This window comes from Cytobacillus sp. BC1816, from assembly GCF_051353635.1.
Lineage (GTDB): Bacteria > Bacillota > Bacilli > Bacillales > Cytobacillaceae > Cytobacillus > Cytobacillus oceanisediminis_C.
The window spans coordinates 2,715,242-2,735,440 of record NZ_CP195611.1 but is presented as its reverse complement, the minus strand read 5'-3'; the positions used below and the strand labels follow the sequence as shown (position 1 = coordinate 2,735,440).

14 protein-coding genes are annotated in these 20,199 nt (G+C 43.7%); 13 read left to right on the top strand and 1 reads right to left on the bottom strand.

What is annotated here, in order from left to right; all coding sequences use genetic code 11:
• Positions 1 to 207: 207 nt before the first annotated feature.
• Entirely contained in the window at positions 208 to 1,881 is a 1,674-nt protein-coding gene (locus ACR42H_RS14020) for a ribonuclease J (RefSeq protein ID WP_436371263.1), read from the bottom strand.
• Positions 1,882 to 2,219: 338 nt separating this feature from the next.
• On the opposite strand from ACR42H_RS14020, the gene ACR42H_RS14015 reads away from it, so the two are divergent.
• The 13 genes from ACR42H_RS14015 to ACR42H_RS13955 all read left to right on the top strand — a co-directional run bounded on the left by ACR42H_RS14015 (position 2,220) and on the right by ACR42H_RS13955 (position 20,161).
• The gene (locus tag ACR42H_RS14015; RefSeq protein WP_436371261.1) at positions 2,220 to 3,569 is read left to right on the top strand and encodes an aspartate aminotransferase family protein; all 1,350 of its coding nucleotides are present in this window, start codon (positions 2,220 to 2,222) and stop codon (positions 3,567 to 3,569) included.
• Positions 3,566 to 5,038, top strand: coding sequence for a pyridoxal phosphate-dependent decarboxylase family protein (locus tag ACR42H_RS14010; RefSeq protein ID WP_436371259.1), 1,473 nt, complete (start codon positions 3,566 to 3,568; stop codon positions 5,036 to 5,038). Before ACR42H_RS14015 ends, ACR42H_RS14010 begins: the two co-directional genes overlap by 4 nt.
• Entirely contained in the window at positions 5,035 to 6,816 is a 1,782-nt protein-coding gene (locus tag ACR42H_RS14005; protein ID WP_436371257.1) for an IucA/IucC family protein, read from the top strand. Before ACR42H_RS14010 ends, ACR42H_RS14005 begins: the two co-directional genes overlap by 4 nt.
• Entirely contained in the window at positions 6,800 to 7,387 is a 588-nt protein-coding gene (locus ACR42H_RS14000; protein WP_436376922.1) for a GNAT family N-acetyltransferase, read from the top strand. Before ACR42H_RS14005 ends, ACR42H_RS14000 begins: the two co-directional genes overlap by 17 nt.
• Positions 7,359 to 8,687, top strand: coding sequence for a lysine N(6)-hydroxylase/L-ornithine N(5)-oxygenase family protein (locus ACR42H_RS13995; RefSeq protein WP_436371255.1), 1,329 nt, complete (start codon positions 7,359 to 7,361; stop codon positions 8,685 to 8,687). Before ACR42H_RS14000 ends, ACR42H_RS13995 begins: the two co-directional genes overlap by 29 nt.
• Positions 8,688 to 8,699: 12 nt before the next feature.
• Positions 8,700 to 10,499, top strand: coding sequence for an IucA/IucC family protein (locus tag ACR42H_RS13990; protein ID WP_436371253.1), 1,800 nt, complete (start codon positions 8,700 to 8,702; stop codon positions 10,497 to 10,499).
• Between the two features lie 626 nt (positions 10,500 to 11,125).
• Entirely contained in the window at positions 11,126 to 12,256 is a 1,131-nt protein-coding gene (gene proB, locus ACR42H_RS13985) for a glutamate 5-kinase (RefSeq protein ID WP_436371251.1), read from the top strand.
• The gene (locus ACR42H_RS13980; RefSeq protein ID WP_436371249.1) at positions 12,247 to 13,479 is read left to right on the top strand and encodes a glutamate-5-semialdehyde dehydrogenase; all 1,233 of its coding nucleotides are present in this window, start codon (positions 12,247 to 12,249) and stop codon (positions 13,477 to 13,479) included. The genes proB and ACR42H_RS13980 overlap by 10 nt, the downstream gene beginning before the upstream one ends.
• A gap of 94 nt (positions 13,480 to 13,573) precedes the next feature.
• Positions 13,574 to 15,265, top strand: a complete 1,692-nt coding sequence (locus ACR42H_RS13975) for a PrpR N-terminal domain-containing protein (protein ID WP_436371247.1) — start codon at positions 13,574 to 13,576, stop codon at positions 15,263 to 15,265.
• Positions 15,266 to 15,450: 185 nt separating this feature from the next.
• Positions 15,451 to 16,443 (top strand): 2-keto-3-deoxygluconate permease, encoded by a 993-nt coding sequence (locus ACR42H_RS13970; RefSeq protein WP_436371245.1) that lies wholly within the window; start codon positions 15,451 to 15,453, stop codon positions 16,441 to 16,443.
• A gap of 14 nt (positions 16,444 to 16,457) precedes the next feature.
• Entirely contained in the window at positions 16,458 to 17,765 is a 1,308-nt protein-coding gene (locus ACR42H_RS13965; RefSeq protein ID WP_113881151.1) for a four-carbon acid sugar kinase family protein, read from the top strand.
• A complete protein-coding gene (gene pdxA / locus ACR42H_RS13960; protein WP_436371243.1) occupies positions 17,752 to 18,759 on the top strand; it encodes a 4-hydroxythreonine-4-phosphate dehydrogenase PdxA in 1,008 nt (335 codons plus the stop codon). Before ACR42H_RS13965 ends, pdxA begins: the two co-directional genes overlap by 14 nt.
• 142 nt (positions 18,760 to 18,901) lie before the next feature.
• Positions 18,902 to 20,161: an ATP-binding protein gene (locus ACR42H_RS13955; protein WP_113881149.1), complete on the top strand. Its 1,260-nt coding sequence runs from the start codon at positions 18,902 to 18,904 to the stop codon at positions 20,159 to 20,161.
• The last annotated feature ends 38 nt before the right edge of the window (positions 20,162 to 20,199 follow it).

Here is a 20,199-nt window from a genome sequence, read left to right as displayed (position 1 = left end):
AGCATCGCACGACCAAAAGCGGACTTTTGGGTTACAAAGTCGTCGCCACAGAACGTGGCGTTCTTAGTCTTTGTTCTGCTTTGGAGCCTATTCGGTCAGTTAGACCGCCACTGATCCACCAAAGATTCCTCTGAATCAAAGGTGGGGGGTCTTACTGTCCGTTAAACTGCGATAAAGGCAAGCCGATTACGGCTTGCCTCTTTTCGTTTAAATTTCAATTATAATCGGCAGGATCATTGGTTTGCGCTTTGTCTTTTCAAATAAATACTGCCCAAGTGATTTCTTAATGCTCTGCTTGATGACATTCCACTGGCTTTTGTCCTGTTCTGGAAGATCATTGACGGTTTTCTCCGCAATCCGGTTTATTTCCCTCAGCAAATCCTCGGATTCCCTTGCGTAGACGAAACCACGGGATATCGTATCAGGTCTTGATATCATTTTGCGCTCACTCTTGCTCATAGTCAGCACGATCACAATCATGCCATCCTCGGACAGCTGCTTTCTGTCGCGGAGCACGATGCTGCCAATATCACCAACACCCACTCCATCAACATAAGTATCCCCGGCAGGTACCCGCCTGGTCTGGCGTGCTTTCCCATTCTCAATATCAACAACCTCCCCATTTTTAATGATAAATGTATGCCCATTTTCAACACCGATGGATTCAGCAAGCAATTTATGATGATGAAGCATTCTGTATTCACCGTGAATCGGGATAAAATATTTGGGCTTCATCAATGTGAGCATAAGCTTTAGATCTTCCTGGTAGCCGTGGCCAGACACATGCATTCCTGTTGAGCTTCCTGAACCGTATATCACGCGGGCTCCCAGCTTGAACAGGTTGTCAATGATTTTTGAGACATCGCGCTCGTTTCCAGGGATTGGGGATGCTGCTAGAATCACGGTATCCTCAGGATGAATCTCTGCATCCCGATAATTTCCGGCAGAGAGTCGTGAAAGGGCAGCCATCGGCTCACCCTGGCTGCCGGTACATAGGATGCACACCTTTTCTGGGGCAAGATTCATCGCTTCTCTTGGATTCACGATCATTCCCTCGGGAACTGTCAGGTATCCGCGTTCAATCGCTACATTCACGACATTTACCATACTTCGTCCAAGCAGGACCAGCTTTCGATTTGTTTTTATCGCAGCGGCCACAACCTGTTGAACACGGCTAACATTGGAAGCGAAAGTTGAGATGATGATCTTGCGTGGTGCTTTCATAAATGCTTCCTCAATGTTTTCCCCGACAATATGTTCAGTTGGCGAAAAGCCAGTCCGCTCAGCGTTTGTGCTTTCTGAAAGAAGGGCGAGCACTCCACTGCGTCCAATCTCAGCCATCCTATGGATATCAGCATGCTCCTGATTTACAGGGGTTAAGTCAAATTTGAAATCTCCCGTATGGACAACATTGCCGCCGGGCGTCTTGAAAACAATTCCAAGACAGTCGGGTATGCTGTGATTCACCTTGAAAAAGCTAACGCCAATTTCCCCGAAATCAAGGCGGGAGTCAGAATCAATATTTATAAGCTCTGAATCACCAAGCAGGCGATGCTCTGCTAATTTTAATTCAATCAGGCCAAGAGTAAATCGCGTGGCATAAACCGGCATATTAATTTTTTTGAGAAGGTAGGCAACCCCGCCAATATGATCCTCATGTCCATGAGTTACAATCAGCCCGCGGATTTTATCCCGGTTCTCTTCAAGGTAAGTGATGTCCGGAATGATCAAGTCGATCCCCAATAAGGTCTCGTCAGGGAATTTCCCTCCAGCATCAATCACGACAATATCGTCATCATATTGGATCACATACATGTTCTTTCCAATTTCATTGATGCCGCCCAGAGAAAATATGGATAGTTGCTTTCCGTTTGACTCCATATGTAAATCCTCCCGCTTTTAGGTTTTTCTTAGCATACCCATTTGGTTGTCTGAAATGTAGAGCAGTGTAAAAAAATTAGTGCCGAATCGGTGACAAAAGACTTAATATGCCGGGTGAAAGTCAATACCGCTTAAAATGGGTCCCAGTATAGAAATTTACCGCGAATATTAATGCGTCATTATCCAACGGAAGACCTGAATTAAAAATAAAAATTTCAAACAGGAAAGTAAATTAGGGAAGAACTCCTATTGACGATGATAATCATTATCATTTAAAGTAATCTCGTAATCAATAATGAGAATCATTTTCAACAATAACAAAGGAGGAACCACTATTTATGAGCATTTTGCAAATAGAGAAAACAAATGATTTTTACTTAAAGCAGCAGGAAATGCGCGAATCGAACGCGCGGAGCTATCCAAGGAGGATCCCGATTGCGATTGAGGAGGCAGAAGGTATTTATGTGAAGGATGCAGACGGAAAAAGGTATATCGATTGCCTTGCGGGTGCTGGAACGCTGGCTCTGGGCCACAATCATCCGGTGGTTACGGAGGCTATTGGGAAGGTTCTGCATGATAAGCGGCCATTACATACGCTGGATCTAACCACACCTGTAAAAGAAGAATTTGTAAGTGAAGTGTTTAATAGTCTTCCTGAGAAGCTTGCTGAAAGGGCAAAGATTCAATTCTGCGGCCCAACCGGAGGAGATGCGATCGAAGCGGCAATCAAACTGGTTAAAACGGCAACAGGCAGAAGGAGCATCCTGTCTTTCCATGGAGGATATCACGGAGCCACACATGGGACAATGGCCCTTTCCGGAAATCTTTCTCCAAAGGAAAAAGTCCAGGGACTGATGCCTGATGTCCACTTTATGCCCTATCCATATGAGTACCGCTGTCCTTTCGGTGTTGGCGGGGAAGAGACACATAAACTCAGCAGCCGCTATATTGAGAATCTTCTTGATGATCCGGAAAGCGGGATACTGCCGCCTGCTGCCATCATTCTTGAAGTGGTTCAGGGTGAAGGCGGTTCAATCCCGGCACCTGTCGAATGGCTAAAAGAAATTCGCCGAATTACAAACGAACGGGATATCCCGCTCATTATCGATGAAGTGCAGACTGGGATTGGGAGAACCGGTAAGCTTTTCGCTTTTGAACATGCAGGCATTGTCCCTGATGTCGTTGTCCTTTCAAAGGCAATTGGCGGAAGCCTGCCATTATCCGTTGTAATCTATGACCAGGCGCTTGATCAGTGGGCTCCGGGTGCGCACATTGGAACATTCAGAGGAAATCAGATGGCAATGGCGGCCGGAACAGCCACACTTCGATATATAAAAGAAAATAAATTAGCCGAAAAAGCTGGCGTTTTGGGCGAGAAATTGATTGCGTCGCTAAAGGAACTGCAGGAGGAATATCCTGAAATTGGGGATGTCCGCGGCAGAGGGTTAATGGTAGGAGCCGAAATTGTAGATCCTTCCGAGCCTTTCAGCCGAAAAGGAGCATGCAAAGCAGATCCGGGCCTTGCAAGCCGCATTCAAAGAGAGTGCTTCATCCGCGGCTTAATCCTGGAAGTTGGCGGCAGACATGGCAGTGTCGTCCGCTTTCTTCCGCCGCTTATCATTACAGAAGCACAACTGGACGAAGTCATTAACATTTTTACAGAAGCTGTAAAGGAAGCAGTGAAATGAATCAATTTAAGGATTATTTTTTATCTCAACACGCTGAAAGCCAGAACAGCTTTCAGCGGATCCTCTCAGAAACGCAGAATTTACTGAGCGAATTTTACCGGCAGCAGCCTAAGGTATTCAATGGCAAAAAGGCAGAAGAGATTGAAAAGGAAATCGCCCTATTAACAAACAGTTCAATAAATGGGGAGTCTCCGTCTTTGGTACTTAAAGAAATTATGGAAAAAGTCGTCAGCAACAGCATCCATGTCACGCACCCTGGCAGCATGGCCCATCTGCATTGTCCCACCCTGATTCCTGCCATCGCGGCTGAATTGATCATCGCTGTACTGAATCAGTCGATGGATTCGTGGGATCAAAGCACTGCGGCTACCTATCTGGAAGAAAAATTGGTGAAATGGCTGGCTGAAAAGCTTTTATTAGCCGATAGTGCGGATGGCACTTTCACAAGCGGGGGGACGCAATCCAATTACATGGGATTGCTGCTCGCTCGGGATCATTTTTGCCAGTCACAGTGGAATTGGGATGTAAAAAAGCTGGGACTGCCTGCTGAAGCACACAAGCTGCGAATTCTTTGTTCAGAAAAAGCCCATTTTACTGTAAGCAAATCAGCTTCCCAGCTGGGACTCGGTGAACAGGCTGTGGTAAAAATCAAGACTGACGCACACATGAGAATGTGTGACTCCACATTAAAAAAAGAGATCCAGCGCCTAAAGTCCAGCGGATATTATCCTATGTGCATCGCAGCCACGTGTGGAACCACCGATTTTGGCAGCATTGATGCACTCGGGGAATTAACAGAAGCCGCCAGTGAAAATGGAATGTGGCTGCATGTTGATGCTGCATACGGTGGAGCTCTGGTTCTGAGCAAAAAACATTGTGGCAAATTGGCTGGAATCAATCTGGCGGACTCAGTGACCATCGACTTTCACAAAATGTTTTATCAGCCGATCAGCTGCGGAGCCTTCTTTGTTAAAAATAAATCCAGCTTTCAGTATCTGTCTTACCACGCAGATTATTTAAATCCCGAAGAAGAAGACCTCGATCATCTGGTAAATAAATCGGTTCAGACTACCAGGCGGTTTGATGCGCTTAAACTCTATATGTCACTGCGGATAGTAGGGGAAAGAGACTTTTCCTGCATGATTGACCATACGATTGAGCTGGCAAAACAAACGGCTCTATGGCTGAAGGAAACGTCTGGGATTGAAGTAATAAATACCGAGCCGGAATTAAATGCCATTGTGTTCCGGTTTACTGATGAAACGGATGCTGATGGACTTAATCTGCACATATATAAAAAACTCCTTCACAGCGGAGAGGGACTGATCGCTAAAACAAAAATAAATGGTTCTCAGTATTTGAAATTTACACTTTTAAACCCGCAGACAACCATGACGGAAGTGAAATTGGCTGTTGAGTCCCTCAGTCAATCTGCGAAAGAGTACAAACAGAAGGAGGAAGCCCTTTGACAAATCATACGGAAATGGCACAGCAGGCAAGCATGCAAAGCTTTTTGAATTGTTACTTAAGAGAAACACAGCATTTTCTGGTGACTGAAAATTGGAAGCCTGACTGGGAGGTAGAGATTTCCTCCAAATGTCTGGAAATTAAACTGGCACATTTGGATATTGTTATTTATGCTGCTGTCAGGCACTGGTCTCTGACTGGCAGGCATACCTTTCATTTTCCGCTCTTAATGAGTGTAAATGGCAAAGAGGTTCCGCTGGATTATGTCACACTTGTATCTTTAATCAGCAAAGAGCTGCTGGCATCGACAGAAAGAGAAGGAGCGGAAGATGAGCTGATGCTGCGGGCGATTCTAAGCTGCCGCAATATTCAGCGCTATTTACAGGAGCGTGAAGGGGATTCAGACAGTCTGCAGAAGACCGACTTTACCTATATTGAAGCAGAGCAGTCGCTTTTATTCGGCCACTTGCTTCATCCCACGCCGAAAAGCAAACAGGGAATGACCTTTGAAGCGGAGTCTTCCTATTCTCCGGAATTAAAGGGAAGCTTCCAGCTTCACTTTTTTAAAGCGGACCGGGCGATTGTTTCTCAAGACTCAGCTGATCAGGCCAGCGCGGAAGAGATCATTATGGAGCTGCTGCAGAGAGATGAAAGATTTAAAGGGAAATTCGGCGGGGATCGGAAATCTGTCTTCATCCCTGTACATCCTCTCCAGGTGCCAGTTTTATTGAAAGACACGGAAGTGCAGGCATTGATTCAGTCAGGGAAACTGCTTTACATAGGTCCTTACGGATTGCCATTTGAAGCGACGTCATCCATGCGTACAGTTTATAGTCCGGATTTCCACTATATGTTTAAGTTTTCCGTCCCGGTGAAAATTACGAATTCGCTTCGGGTGAATTTAGAAAAAGAACTATACAGAGGGGTTGAAGTGACACGGCTGATGCAATCCCAGTTGGGAATTAAATTCCAGGACCTGTATCCTGCTTTCCGTATCATACAGGATCCGGCTTTCATGAACATTCCGCTTAATAAAGAAACATCTGGATTTGAAGTGGTGATCCGTGAGAATCCTTTTTATGAGAATGATAGAAATGCCAGTTTAATAGCAGGCCTTGTTCAGGATCATGCTTTCGGCGGGCGCACTCGACTGGAGGCGATTATCCATGAAATCGCAGAAAAAGAGAATCGGATGGCTTGGGAAGTTAGCCGGGATTGGTTTGAAAAATATTTATCCATTACCCTCGATCCTTTGATTTGGCTCTATGAAACTTATGGGGTTGCCCTTGAAGCTCATCAGCAAAATTCGATTGTCCAGCTGGAAAACGGCTACCCGTCCGCATTCTATTACCGGGATAATCAGGGTTATTATTTTAGTGAATCAAAAGCTGAGCTGCTTGCCGGGATCATTCCGGATGTGAGCCGAAAAAGTTCTACACTCTGCAGTGATGATGTTGCAATCGAGCGCTTCCGCTATTACTTTTTTATGAACCATCTGTTTGGGCTCATTAATGGTTTTGGGACCGCGGGACTCGCTGATGAAGAAGCTCTCCTGGCCATTTTGAAGAAAAAGCTCTTGAACCATTATGAAAAGTCAGGGCGGGAATCTGATTTGCTTAAAAGCTTGCTGGAAATGAAGGAGCTCCCATGCAAAGCCAACCTGCTCACACGTTTTTATGATCTGGATGAACTGGTTGGCTCACTGGAGACCCAATCTGTTTATACAAAAATACCTAATCCGCTGAAGAAGGTGCTGATTGCTGATGAAGCCGGAGTTTAGTATTTATGATCAGGAAGTGAATCAAACCATATCCTTTGTAAAAGTCGAGCTGGAAAGAGATGCAGAGATCCTGCATAAATGGCACCAGGAGCCGCATGTCAGTCCATTCTGGAATTTGAACATTCCTTTTGAAAAATACAGGACCCATTTGGAAGGTTTTTTGGCTGATACACACCAAAAGCTATTTTTAGGCCTGCTGGATGGGGTCCCGATAAGCTATTGGGAAGCGTATTGGGTTAAAGGGGATGTGGTTGAGAGCTGTTATGATCCTCAACCTGAAGACCAGGGAATCCATCTCCTGATTGGTGAACCTGACTATTTGGGGAAAGGATATGCTCTTCCGCTGCTGCGGGCCATGGTTCTTTTTCAATTTTTACACCAGGGGACAGATAAAATCATCGCAGAGCCGGATATTCGCAATAAAAAAATGATTCATATTTTTGAACAATGCGGATTTAAAAAAATGAAGCCCATTGAGCTTCCGGATAAGACGGGCATGCTGATGTTCTGCGAAAGAAAACAATTTGAAAGGAGATGGAGAGATGTCTTTGCAGCAGCAGAAAGTGTATGACCTTATTGGCGTCGGCATCGGTCCCTTCAATCTCGGGCTTGCTGCCATGTTGGAGGAAACAGGAGGGAAGGAGGCCCTGTTTTTTGAACAAAGAACAGAATTCAATTGGCATAAGGGAATGCTGATTGAAGGAACAACCCTTCAGGTTCCATTTTTCGCTGATTTAATCAGCATGGCCAATGTACAGAGCAGATTTACATATTTAAATTATTTACAAACGCATAACAGGCTGTACCATTTTTATTTTCTGGAGAAATTTCATATCCCCCGAAAAGAATACAATGACTATTGCCGATGGGTAGCCGGCCAGCTTACATCCTGCAGATTTGGCTTCCAGGTAGAGAAAATCAGCTCAATAAATGAACTATATGAAGTTGTCGTCAGAAATGTGCAAACAGGTGAAGCCGAATCTTATCTAACAAAACATGTGGCAGTCGGAATTGGAACAAGTCCGTCAGTACCTTCACATCTGGAAAAGCATCTGGGACCGAACGTCATGCATTCTTCTGAGTATATGGAGCGAAAAAGTGAGCTTAAGCAGGCAGGTTCGATCACAGTGATCGGCTCAGGCCAGAGCGCAGCCGAGATATTCTATGATTTGCTGCAGGGGAAGGATGATGGTGCCTATGAATTAAACTGGTTCACCCGATCAAAAGGTTTCTTTCCGATGGAATACAGCAAATTAGGCCTGGAATTTTTTTCGCCGGATTATATCGATTTCTTTTACCGGCTTTCACAGGACAAGAAGGATTCTCTGCTTTCAAATCAGGATCTTCTTTACAAGGGAATCAGCATGAATACGATCGCTGATATTTATGACCTTTTATATGATAAAACAGCATGCGGTGAGAAGCCTCCGATTCATTTGCTCGCCATGACTGAACTTGAAGGGATTGAACTAAGGAATGGCACTCATTTGCTGACATTAAAACATTGTGTTTCTGAAGAATTATTTCAGCTGGAGTCAGATTTCGTCATTTTAGGGACTGGTTATGCACCGTCCATGCCGCATTTTCTTCTCCAGATGCAGGATGAAGTCAATTGGGATGGTCACAATCGCTTCAAGGTCACGCGCGATTATGCTTTGGAGACTAAAACCATGAAAGAAAATAAGATATTCATTCAAAATGGGGAACTTCATACACATGGTGTCGGCGCACCTGACCTTGGACTGGGGGCTTACCGGAACGCTGTCATCATGAAACAGGTATACGGCCGGGAAATTTATCCGGTAAACAAAAAGAATGTGTTTCAGTCGTTTGAAGCGGATGAATCCTGGAATACTGCCGCAATCAGATAAAGGAGGAATAGTATGTTATATATCAATGAAACTGAAGGGATTTTGCAAAAAGAAGTCTGGGAAAACGTGAATCAAAATCTGCTGGCCAAAATGCTTTCAGAGTTTATGTATGAAGATATGATTCATCCCGAGTTAGAAGGTGATGTTTATTTATTACAGACATCCACAGGCCGCAAATACCGATTTAAGGGAGAAAAACGATTATTTGACAGTTTTGACGTAAAAGCGGACTCTATTGAAGCCTGTGAAAAAGACACATGGCATCCAGCCGTCAATGCGATTCAATTTCTCTCTGATATCCAGGAGAGTATTGGCATGTCATCCGAAACAGCAGGGCATCTGATCAGGGAATTGAATCATACCCTGATTGCCGATGCAAATATGAAGGTTCATCACAGAATATCAGCGGATGAACTGACGGAACTTGATTATGCGGAATTGGAAGGCAAAATGACCGGCCACCCTTGGATCACCTATAACAAAGGACGGATCGGTTTTGGCATGGATGATTATTTAAACTTCTCTCCGGAAATGCAGCAAGAAACGAAGCTGTTCTGGATAGCGATCCACAGGGAGCGTTCCCAATTCCAGTCTATTACTGGGCTGAACTATGAAAAGCTGATCGCGAATGAACTTGGTGCTGAGATGACCAGGAGTTTTTCAGACATCATCAGAAAGTATGGATTGGATCCTGCAGATTACTATTTTATGCCGGTGCATGAATGGCAGTGGAAAAACGTTCTGATTCAAAACTTCCCGGAAGATTTGGCGAATAAAAAAATGATCCCTCTTGAAGAAGGAACGGACCATTATCTGCCCCAGCAGTCCATTCGGACATTTGTGAATGTAAGTGAGAAGAGGAAACACCATGTGAAGCTTCCAATGAGCATTTTAAATACACTGGTCTACCGCGGGCTTCCTTCTGAACGGACGGTAATTGCCCCCCAGGTTACTGAATTTATTAAAGGAATTTACGAGAATGACCAGTTCTTAAAGGAAGATTGCGAAGTGGTGCTTCCAGGGGAAATCGCAAGCATCAATGTCGATCATCCTTATTACCATTCTTTAAATGGAGCACCTTACCAGTACAATGAAATGCTGGGTGCTATTTGGAGGGAAAGCATCTATGGGTATTTGAAGGAAGGGGAAAAACCGATTACTCTTGCAGCTCTTCATCATGTAGATGCCAATGGAAAACCGTTTGTTCAGAGTCTGATAGAGAAGTCGGGATTAAGTGTGAATGAGTGGATGAAGCAGTTTTTCAATGTCATCATGCCGCCCCTTCTGCATTTCCTTTATCAGTATGGAACCGTATTTTCCCCTCATGGGCAAAATACGATTCTTATTTTAAAAGATTCACAGCCCGTGAGATTGGCAGTTAAAGATTATGTGGATGACGTTAATATTTCAGACCAGCCATTCCCCGAACTTTTAGGACTGGATGAGAATCTGAAAGCTGTGCTTCGCAGTGAACCGCCTGAAGGTCTGACGCAATTCATTTTTACCGGTCTGTTCATCTGTCACCTCCGTTATTTATCAAACGTGCTGATCAATCATCAATTGATAGAGGAAAAGACATTCTGGTCTTATCTGGCAGAAGCCATTCAAGATTATCAGGCAAAATTCCCGCACCTTGAAGAACGGTTTAAACTGTTTGATTTCTTCAAACCCGAGCTTACTAAACTTTGCCTGAACCGAAACCGAATGGTGGACTATGGCTACGGGGATGGGGAGGACCGCCCGCATGCGTCTGAATTTGGAAAAGTGCACAATGCTTTACATGATATTCAGGATGAAAAGGTGATGGTGTAAAATTTTGTTTCAGTAGATTTTACTCCTTTAAATCAGCGAATTAATTATTGACATAAAATACCGAAGGATGCATAATAATTCTAATTATAAAAAGAAACAACAGCCATGACAGGGAACCAGTAAGTAGAACTCAGGCAAGAAGAGAGCGGGATTCACCGGCTGAAAGATCCTGCAGCCTGCAAAGCTATTGAACCTAGCCCTTGAGCTGCCAGGAAAACCTGGCCGAATTTCCTGCGTTAATGGATTTTCAAAGCGGGCGCTTGCTGTGTGAAGTGCCAATGAAGGTGGTACCGCGAAAGACTAAGCTCTTCCGTCCTTTTTAAAGGGATGGGAGGGCTTTTTTTGCAATTTAAGAAAATATTTTGAATTTCGAGAACTGTATAGCTCCAGCGCCTGCCCCCTCAATGTCACAAGCATGCCTTGTTTCGGCTCCTGGGGACTGGGGTCCTAAGCCGTTTCCTTTCAGATCATACAGGAACAGTCTTATGCCTGTCGTCCCTGGGCCAGTCCCTTCACATTTCGGGGTATCCTCCCAAAAAGGCAAAGGACGCTTTTCCGGGAGGCCCGACTAGTGATTGTCGGGGGCGGGCAAGGCGCTTGCGCTTTTCTCATAGGTGGTGAAGCATGTGAAAAGGGAACGAATTGTTGTAAAAATCGGAAGCAGTTCGCTGACAAATATGAATGGCGGACTTTGTATTGAAAAGCTGGAGGAACATGCGGCTGCCCTCTCCTTGCTGAAAGAGAAGGGGCATGAAGTAATCTTAATTTCATCAGGTGCTGTTGCAGCAGGGTTTGCGGATCTTGGCTATCCTTCACGCCCTGTGACGATCGCCGGAAAACAGGCTGCCGCCGCAGTTGGTCAAGGGCTATTAATGCAGGGATATACGGAAGAATTCAAAAAGCATGGCATCGTTGCGGCGCAATTGCTGCTGACAAGGCAAAACTTCCTGCATAAAGAGCAATACCAAAATGCACATGCAACATTGTCCGAATTATTGAAACGGAATGTAATTCCAATCATTAATGAAAATGACTCAGTATCGATTGAAGAGCTGGCCTTTGGCGATAATGATATGCTGTCCGCGCTTGTAAGCGGCCTGATCCAGGCACAGCGCCTCATTATACTGACGGATGTGAACGGGATATACGATTCAAATCCCCGTACGTGTCCTAATGCAAAAAAGTTCAATTATATTAAAGAAATAACCGATGACTTAATGACTGCTGCTGCAGGAACGTCCTCAAAAGTGGGAACCGGCGGAATGGTAACGAAGCTCGGGGCTGCCAGGACAGCGTTGTCACTGGGTGTGCAAGTTTTCATAGGTGTGGGGAACGGTGCGGAAAAGCTGATTGAGATCCTCGATGGCAAAGGGGATGGGACTTATATTGGTGCCAGCTCCCAGCCGAGTGTCAAAACCTCCAAGCAGTGGCTTGCGCTGCATTCTGTTCCGAATGGGAAAATTGAAGTGGATCACGGTGCTGCACAGGCCATTTTAACTCAGGGAAAAAGCCTGCTGCCTGCAGGTGTCACCGCCATTACCGGTTATTTTCACGTTCATGATGTCGTGGAAGTGATTGGACCTAAAGGAGATTTGATCGGCAAGGGGCAGGTTAATTTTTCATCCGATGAGCTTCGGGCCATAAAAGGGTTATCCAGTTCGGAAGCAATGCAGATTGCTGGAAGCGACCGCCGTGTTGTCATTCATCGTGACCATTGGGTAAGCCAAAAAAGAAAGGAGAAAAGCTCATGGAATTAAATTTAAAAGGGAAAAAAGCAAAAAAGGCAGCGGCAGAGCTGACGAAAATGACTGCGAAACAAAAGAATCGTGCGCTTGAACTGATCTCAGGTCAGCTGATGCACGAGAAGGAGTTTATTTTAGCAGAAAATGAAATGGATCTGGACGCAGGAAAAGAAAATGGAATGAGTGATGCTTTGTTAGATCGTCTTCGTTTGACTGAAGCCCGCCTTCAGGAAATGGCGGACGCATTAATCCAGCTTACTCACCTGGACGATCCGGTTGGGGAGGTTTTAACCTCATGGGAACGTCCGAACGGACTCGCCATTACACAAGTACGTGTCCCGCTTGGCGTTGTCGGCATGATCTATGAAGCGCGTCCAAATGTCACGGTCGATGCATCCAGCTTATGTCTGAAGACAGGGAATGCTGTTATGCTTCGCGGAAGTTCTACTGCCATTCATTCCAATAAAGCAATTGTGAAGGTGATTCATCATGCATTGGAAAAGAGCGACTTGCCGCCTGATGCGGTACAGCTTATTGAGGATACGAGCCGGGAAACTGCTTCGGGGATGTTCAAGCTGAACGAATATCTGGATGTCCTGATACCGCGGGGAGGGGCAAAGCTAATTAAGACAGTTGTTGAAAATTCTACAGTCCCAGTACTTGAGACAGGTGCAGGCAATTGTCATGTCTATATTGATGAAAGTGCTGATAAGGAAATGGCGATAAACATTGCCATCAATGCGAAAACACAGCGTCCTTCCGTTTGCAATGCATGTGAAACGATCATTGTGCACAGAGAGTGGGATGGCCTGAATGATCTTGTACTTGCACTAAAGGAAAAAGGGGTTGCCATTCACGGTGATGAAGGTGTATGCGGGGAAAGAATCATCCCTGCCGTGGAAGAAGATTGGTCCACTGAATATTTAGGCTTAGAAGTCGCGTTGAAATTGGTGAAAAGCGTGGAGGAGGCAATTATTCATATTAACCGCTACGGCACTAAACATTCTGAGGCAATTGTTTCTTCAAACCCTGATAATTTGGAAAAATTCCTGAATGAAGTCGATGCCGCGGCAGTTTACCAGAATGCTTCCACACGCTTCACGGATGGATTTGAGTTTGGGTTCGGCGCTGAAATCGGGATCAGCACCCAAAAGCTCCATGCCCGTGGCCCGATGGGACTGCCGGCTCTGACTTCGACGAAATATATTGTGAAAGGGAATGGGCAGATAAAGGGTTAATCTGCCAAATCCTTTTAAAAAGAAGGATTGACCTATTTTCCTATTTATTGGTGTCCCTTAGAAATGAATGGTAAGATACATTTAGGTGAATGTGATGAAAATAAAGACATTATTTATTGCCCCTTATCCTGCTATGCTTCCATTAATTGAGGAATGCAGGAAAGAGGAAAAAGATTTGGACATTAAAATAGCAACTGGAAATCTGGGTCAGGCACTCCCGTATGTGAAAAATGCCGGGTCTGAAGGAATTGATATGATCATCAGCAGGGGCGGAACAGCAAAGCTGGTCCAACAGGAAACAAATATCCCTGTTATTGATATTCAGGTATCCGGGTATGATATGCTTCGGGTGTTAACCCTTGCCAATGATTTTCCAGGGAAGAAAGCAATTGTAGGCTTTTCCAACATAACGCTAGGCGCCAAAACGATTACTGACATATTGGATATTGGTATAGAGGTTTTTACGATTCAAAGGGAAGAGGAAGTAGAAGCCCTTGTTCATGAACTAAGGGTCAAGGGTTTTGAATTGATCATGGGGGATGTTGTAACTGTTGAAGCTGCTGCTAAAGCAGGGCTCGAGGGAATCCTGATACAATCCGGCCGTGAAGCCATCTTTGATGCGTTCCAAAAAGTGAAATCGGTATATTTTTCTTTTAGCAGAAAACAGCAGGAAAACGACCTTCTCAGAGCAATTATTAAGGAGAATACTGACAATATAATACTTTTTGACAGTAATGCTGAATGTGTATTTGAACAATGGAATTCTTTTTCTTCTCCTCCGATACTCGTAAGTGATTTACAGAGTCTTGTACACCGGCATGGAAAGGCAGAATCCGTTGCAATAATTGAAGGAATTAAGGGAGATATGCTTAAAGTTCAGGTTTCAAGCCTTGAAATTGCCGATGAAATCTATACTCAATTTATTATTACAGAGCTTAACAATATGAAGAGTTCTTCAGAAAATCTTAACGTCGAATCAGTGTCTCAGCTGCCGATGATCATCCAGGAAAGTGAAGCAATGAAAGATTGTCTGGCGGCTATATCTGCAGGAACAAACCGAAATTTATGGCTCTTAATTGGAGCTGCCGGCACGGGAAAAGGATTATTAGCACGCTATATCCATTACTTAAAGCATCAGGGGACTGGTTTGTTGCTTTCTATACATGCAAAGGAAACGAGAAGAGGATTGCCCTTTGATGAAGACATTCGATCCATATATGTTTATGGTGCTGAGGACATTTCAGCAGAAGAGAAACCCCAATTGTTTAAGCAGTATCAGAAATGGGCAGAATCGGGGAAAGAAGTGATTCTCTCCCTATCCAGCGAAAATCCAGAGTTTCATTCCCTTCTTTTTAACGAAGAAACTGTTCGCATCTATATCCCCTCTTTAATAGAACGCAAGGATGATATAAGAGCTTTAACAGCTTATTTTATTGCCCATTTTCATCAGCAGTATGGAACCTCTGCAGTAAAAATCAGAGAGGATGCAATGGAACTGCTGGAAAAATACAAGTGGCCTGGAAATACGGCTGAGCTGAAAGCATTCCTCTTTGATGTCTTGGCAGCTGAGAAAGGCTATACCATCAGTAAGGAAACTGTTTCAAGACAGCTGAATCGCAAGCAGCGTCCTGTCCATATTGAAGATAGTCTGTTATCCGGAACACTCGATCAAATTGAGAAACGAATTATCGAAGCAATTATGAAGGAAGAAAACCAAAATCAAACAAAGGTGTCAAAACGGTTAGGCATTAATCGGTCGACATTGTGGAGGAAGCTGAAGCAGTAATATTCAGCTTCTTTTTTATTTTAATATGTGTTTAAAAATGCAACAATTAAAACAAACCTAGAAAATACCAAACTATTTTTCTGCAAAAAGTGTTGAATTTTGCATTGAAAGCGTTTAATATGAAACTGTAATCGTTTTCACTTATTGTTTAAAATTGAAACATATATAAAGGGGATGTTAAAATTATGAAGATCAAAGCAACTCTTGAGCGTATTCCAGGCGGGATGATGGTAGTTCCGTTGCTAATTGCAGCAATACTTAACACTTTTGCACCTGATTTGCTCCGTATCGGAAATTTTACTCAGGCATTGTTTGTTGACGGTGCATCAGCTTTAATCGCTTTATTCCTATTATGTACAGGTGCTCAAATTAACGTAAAATCATTTGGTGTTTCAATAGGAAAAGGGGCCACCCTTTTAGCAACCAAGTGGGCAGTTGGTGCGGCATTCGGGTTAATCGCTTACATGTTTGCAGGTGAAAATGGTCTTTGGCTGGGTTTAGCTCCAATTGCAATTATTGCAGCTATGACTAACAGTAATGGCGGACTATTCGTCGCACTTGTCGGTCAGTATGGAAGCAAGGAAGACCGTGCAGCTTATTCATTGCTGGCTCTAAATGACGGTCCGTTTTTAACAATGTTAGCCCTATCAATCTTTGGTGCTATGGGCTTTGTTGATGGCATGTTCTCATTGCAATCATTCATTGCCGTACTGCTTCCAATCCTGGTAGGTATGGTATTGGGTAACCTGGATGAAGAAATGCGTTCATTCCTTGATAGTGGAAGCTCCATGCTCATACCATTTTTCGCGTTCGCCCTTGGAATGGGAATTGACTTCAGTGCAATTGTAGACGGAGGTCTATCAGGTATTATCCTTGGACTGTTAACAGTATTCGTAACGGGTACAGCTGGATATCTGGTGTTTAAAGCGTTTAAGTGGAATCCAATTGTAGGTGCTGCTGAAGGCTCAACTGCCGGAAATGCTGTAGCAACTCCAGCTGCCATTGCAGCAGCAAGTGCAGGGTTCGCGCAGTATGCTGAATTGGCTACAGTTCAGGTCGCGGCATCTACTGTGACAACCGCAATCCTGCTTCCGCTGTATATAGCGTTTTTGGTTAAGCGCTTAGAGAGAAAAGGATATGAGTTTAAAGAAGGAAACCTGACGAAAGTTAACGGCTAAAGGATGTGGTTCTTGTGTTTGAAAAATTTGGCATTATTGCGGATGATTTGACTGGTGCTAATGATTCAGGAGTGCAGCTGGCGAAAAAAGGGCTGACTGCCACTGTTATGATGGATTATACCGGGAAAAAGGTTCAATCTGACCCTGATGTCTTAATTGTTGATACTGACAGCCGGGCAAAAACACAAGAAGAAGCATATGAAGCAGTGGAAAAAGCTGCTTCTCTTCTTTTTGAAAAAGGCTATGCTCATGTCTATAAAAAAGTAGATTCAACTTTAAGAGGAAATATATCTGTTGAACTGGCAGCGCTTGAAAAAGTATATCGCCCGGAAATCGTTGTTATTGCCCCTGCATTTCCAAAAATGAATCGTACAACGGTGTCTGGACATCATTATGTAAATGGCAAACTGATTACAGAAACAGAGTTTGGAAGGGATCCAAAGACACCTGTAACGGAAAGCTTTCTTCCTCACATGTTAAAAAAGGATGCAGGAAAGGATATTGCATTGCTTAATCTGGAATTGATCCGCGGAGACAAGGCAGATATTCTTGAATTCATTGAAAGAACTGTTGCGGCGGGGAAAACCTGGATTGTTTGCGACAGTGAAAGGGAAGAGGATCTGCAGGTAATTGCTGAGATTTTCACAAGCCTTCAGAAAAAAACGATTTGGACTGGCTCTGGTGCCCTAGTAGAATATTTACCAGATGCACTAAAGCTAAAATCTCATAAAGAGAATGTTTATGAGGAGAACAATATCAGGAAAACACTCACAGTTTCAGGGAGTCTTTCACAGGTTACAAAAAAACAGCTTGCCCGGATTAGAGAACTTGAGCAATCTTATTTTGCAGAAATCAATCCTGTCCAATTGGTGAATCAGTCAATTGATCTCGAAGAAGTCATTGGAGTAATTGGCCAAAACCAGGCTAATAGCCATTTTGTTGTTTATGTGGATTCTTCCGTTCAGAACCGGGAAGCAGCCCGTATAGCGGGAGAAGCAATAGGATTATCAGGAAAACAGGTTGGTGAAAGGATTGCCATGGGACTGGGGCAAATTGCAAACAAACTTGTAAATAAGTTCCCGGAACTTGACGGCTTGATTTTAACAGGCGGAGACATAGCGAAAGCTGCTTGTTCAGAATTGGGTATTCAGGAAATGGAGCTCCACAAAGAAATAGAACCGGGACTTCCTTTTGGACGGCTCCGGAGCAGGGAAAAAAACTATTGGGCTGTTACAAAAGCGGGGGGATTCGGTAATGAGCAATCCCTGGTTAACGCAATACATTATATGACAAGAAAGGTTGAGTGCAATGAGTCAAACTAAACCAGTAGTAGGCATTACAATGGGGGATGCAGCGGGCGTAGGGCCGGAAATTATTTTAAAAAGCCTGGCAGAATCTGAAATGTATGAAATAAGCAACCCGCTTGTCATTGGTGATAGAAAAATTTTAGAGCGGGCAAAATCATTTGTTGAAAGCGGGCTTGTTATTGAAGCAGTAAAGGCAGATCAGTTAAATGAGATCCCTTATAAGCATGGGGTAGTACATTGCCTTGATTTGGACCTTTTGCCGGAAGACCTCCCTATTGGCCAGGTTTCACCTGCAGCTGGAGACGCAGCATTTCAATATTTGGCTAAAGCGATCGAAATGGCAAAAGAAAATTCGATTGATGCGATCTGTACTGCACCTTTAAACAAGGAAGCATTGCAAAAGGGCGGCCATATGTATCCAGGTCATACAGAAATTTTAGCAGATTTGACCAATACGAAAGATTATTCCATGATGCTATCTGCACCAAACTTACGGGTTATCCATGTGACAACGCATGTCGGAATTATTGATGCAGTTAAAATGATCAATCCTGAAAGAGTGTATCACGTGCTGAAGCTTGCCCATGACACATTGAAAAAAGCCGGGATTGAATCACCTAAAATAGCTGTTTGCGGAATCAATCCTCATGCCGGCGAAAATGGATTATTCGGGTATGGCGAAGAGGAAGAAAAAGTCATTCCTGGAGTGGAAAAAGCACAGGCAGAAGGAATTAATGCTGTTGGGCCGCTGCCGGCTGACACATTATTTTTCAGAGCTGTCCGCGGCGATTTTGATATTGTCGTAGCCATGTATCATGATCAGGGGCATGGGCCAGTTAAAGTATTAGGGCTGGATGCCGGGGTTAATATCACAGTCGGTCTTCCCATCATTCGTACAAGCGTTGATCACGGTACAGCCTTCGATATTGCCGGAAAAGGCATAGCTGACGAGAAAAGCTTAATGGAAGCCATGCGCCAGGCAGTAGAGCTTGCACCAAAGAAGAAATAAGCTTATTTTAACCTGCTCGGGGATTATCAGCACCCCGGGCGGGTTATTTTATAGAATTTAATAGATAAATTTTTTTGAAAATGATATCGTTAACCTCACAATTGATGCTAAAATAATAGAAAAAACACAAAAAGAGGACTATATGAGTAAACGGACAGGTCAAATTTCACTTGTGCTTATTTCAGTTTTATTTACCTCTTATCAATCCATTTTCTCACATGAAGCGTTTTTTACTTTTGATTTTTTTCTATTTACAAGTATTGCCTGGTTTGTCGGCTGGCAGTTTGACAAAAGCAGGTACTTCGCAGAAAAAGCGCGGGCCAGCGAGAAGAGCCACAAATTGCTTCTGGAATCACTGCCAGTTTCCGTGCTCATACATAAGGACTTTGAAATTTTGTATGCAAACTCCGCTGCAGTCGCCGAATTGTCGGCATCAGATAAAGGTGCATTAATTGGCAGGTCGCTTCTTGACTTTATAGAGATGGACTATATGGGCCGTTTGCAGGAGCGTTATCAGTACATTAAGTCAGAGAAGCAGCTTTTAAACAATATAGAATATAAAATAAAACGGTTTGATGGAACCACTAGATTTTTTGAAGTTTCGTCACTTTATGTTGATTTTGAAGGCAAAGAGGCCATACTCTCTATTGGAACTGATATTTCTGATAAAAAAGAGGAGCAGGAAAAGCTCCTGCAAAAATCAGAAAAGCTGGCACTTCTGGGCCAAATGGCTGCTGGAATCGCCCATGAAATCCGTAACCCTCTTACTTCAATTAAAGGGTTTGTTCAGCTCTTCAAGTCAAATAGCCAGAAAGATGAATACTTTGACATTGTACTTTCAGAATTGGATCGCATAAATGGAATCGTTGGTGAATTTTTAGTGCTTGCAAAGCCGACTGCAGACATTTTCGAAAAGCAGGATCTTACTAAATTAATCAACGAAGTGATTCTTTTGAGCAGCACCCAATCCATTTTAAACAATGTCGAAATAGCAGTAGAAAATAATCTCCGCGCTCCAATGATTCATTGTGAAAAGAATCAGCTGAAACAAGTATTCCTTAACGTTATTAAAAATGCCATTGAAGCAATGCCAGGCGGTGGAGAGTTAAACATTAAAGTTCTTAAAAAGACCAGCAACACTATTTCCATTCAGTTCATCGATCAGGGTGTTGGCATATCAGAAGACAGGATATCAAGTCTGGGAGAACCTTTTTATACGACAAAGGAAAAAGGAACCGGGCTGGGACTGATGATTTGCTACAAAATTATCGAAAACCATAGTGGGCGCTTAATAGTCGAAAGTAAAGTTGGGGAAGGCACGAAGATTGAGATAGAACTCCCTTATGAAGGGGATTCGTTACATTCAGAACGTGATCAAAACGGAAACATCCTTTTCATATAGATGGCTGAGCGGGAGCTGACAGTGCATGAAAATGCGCT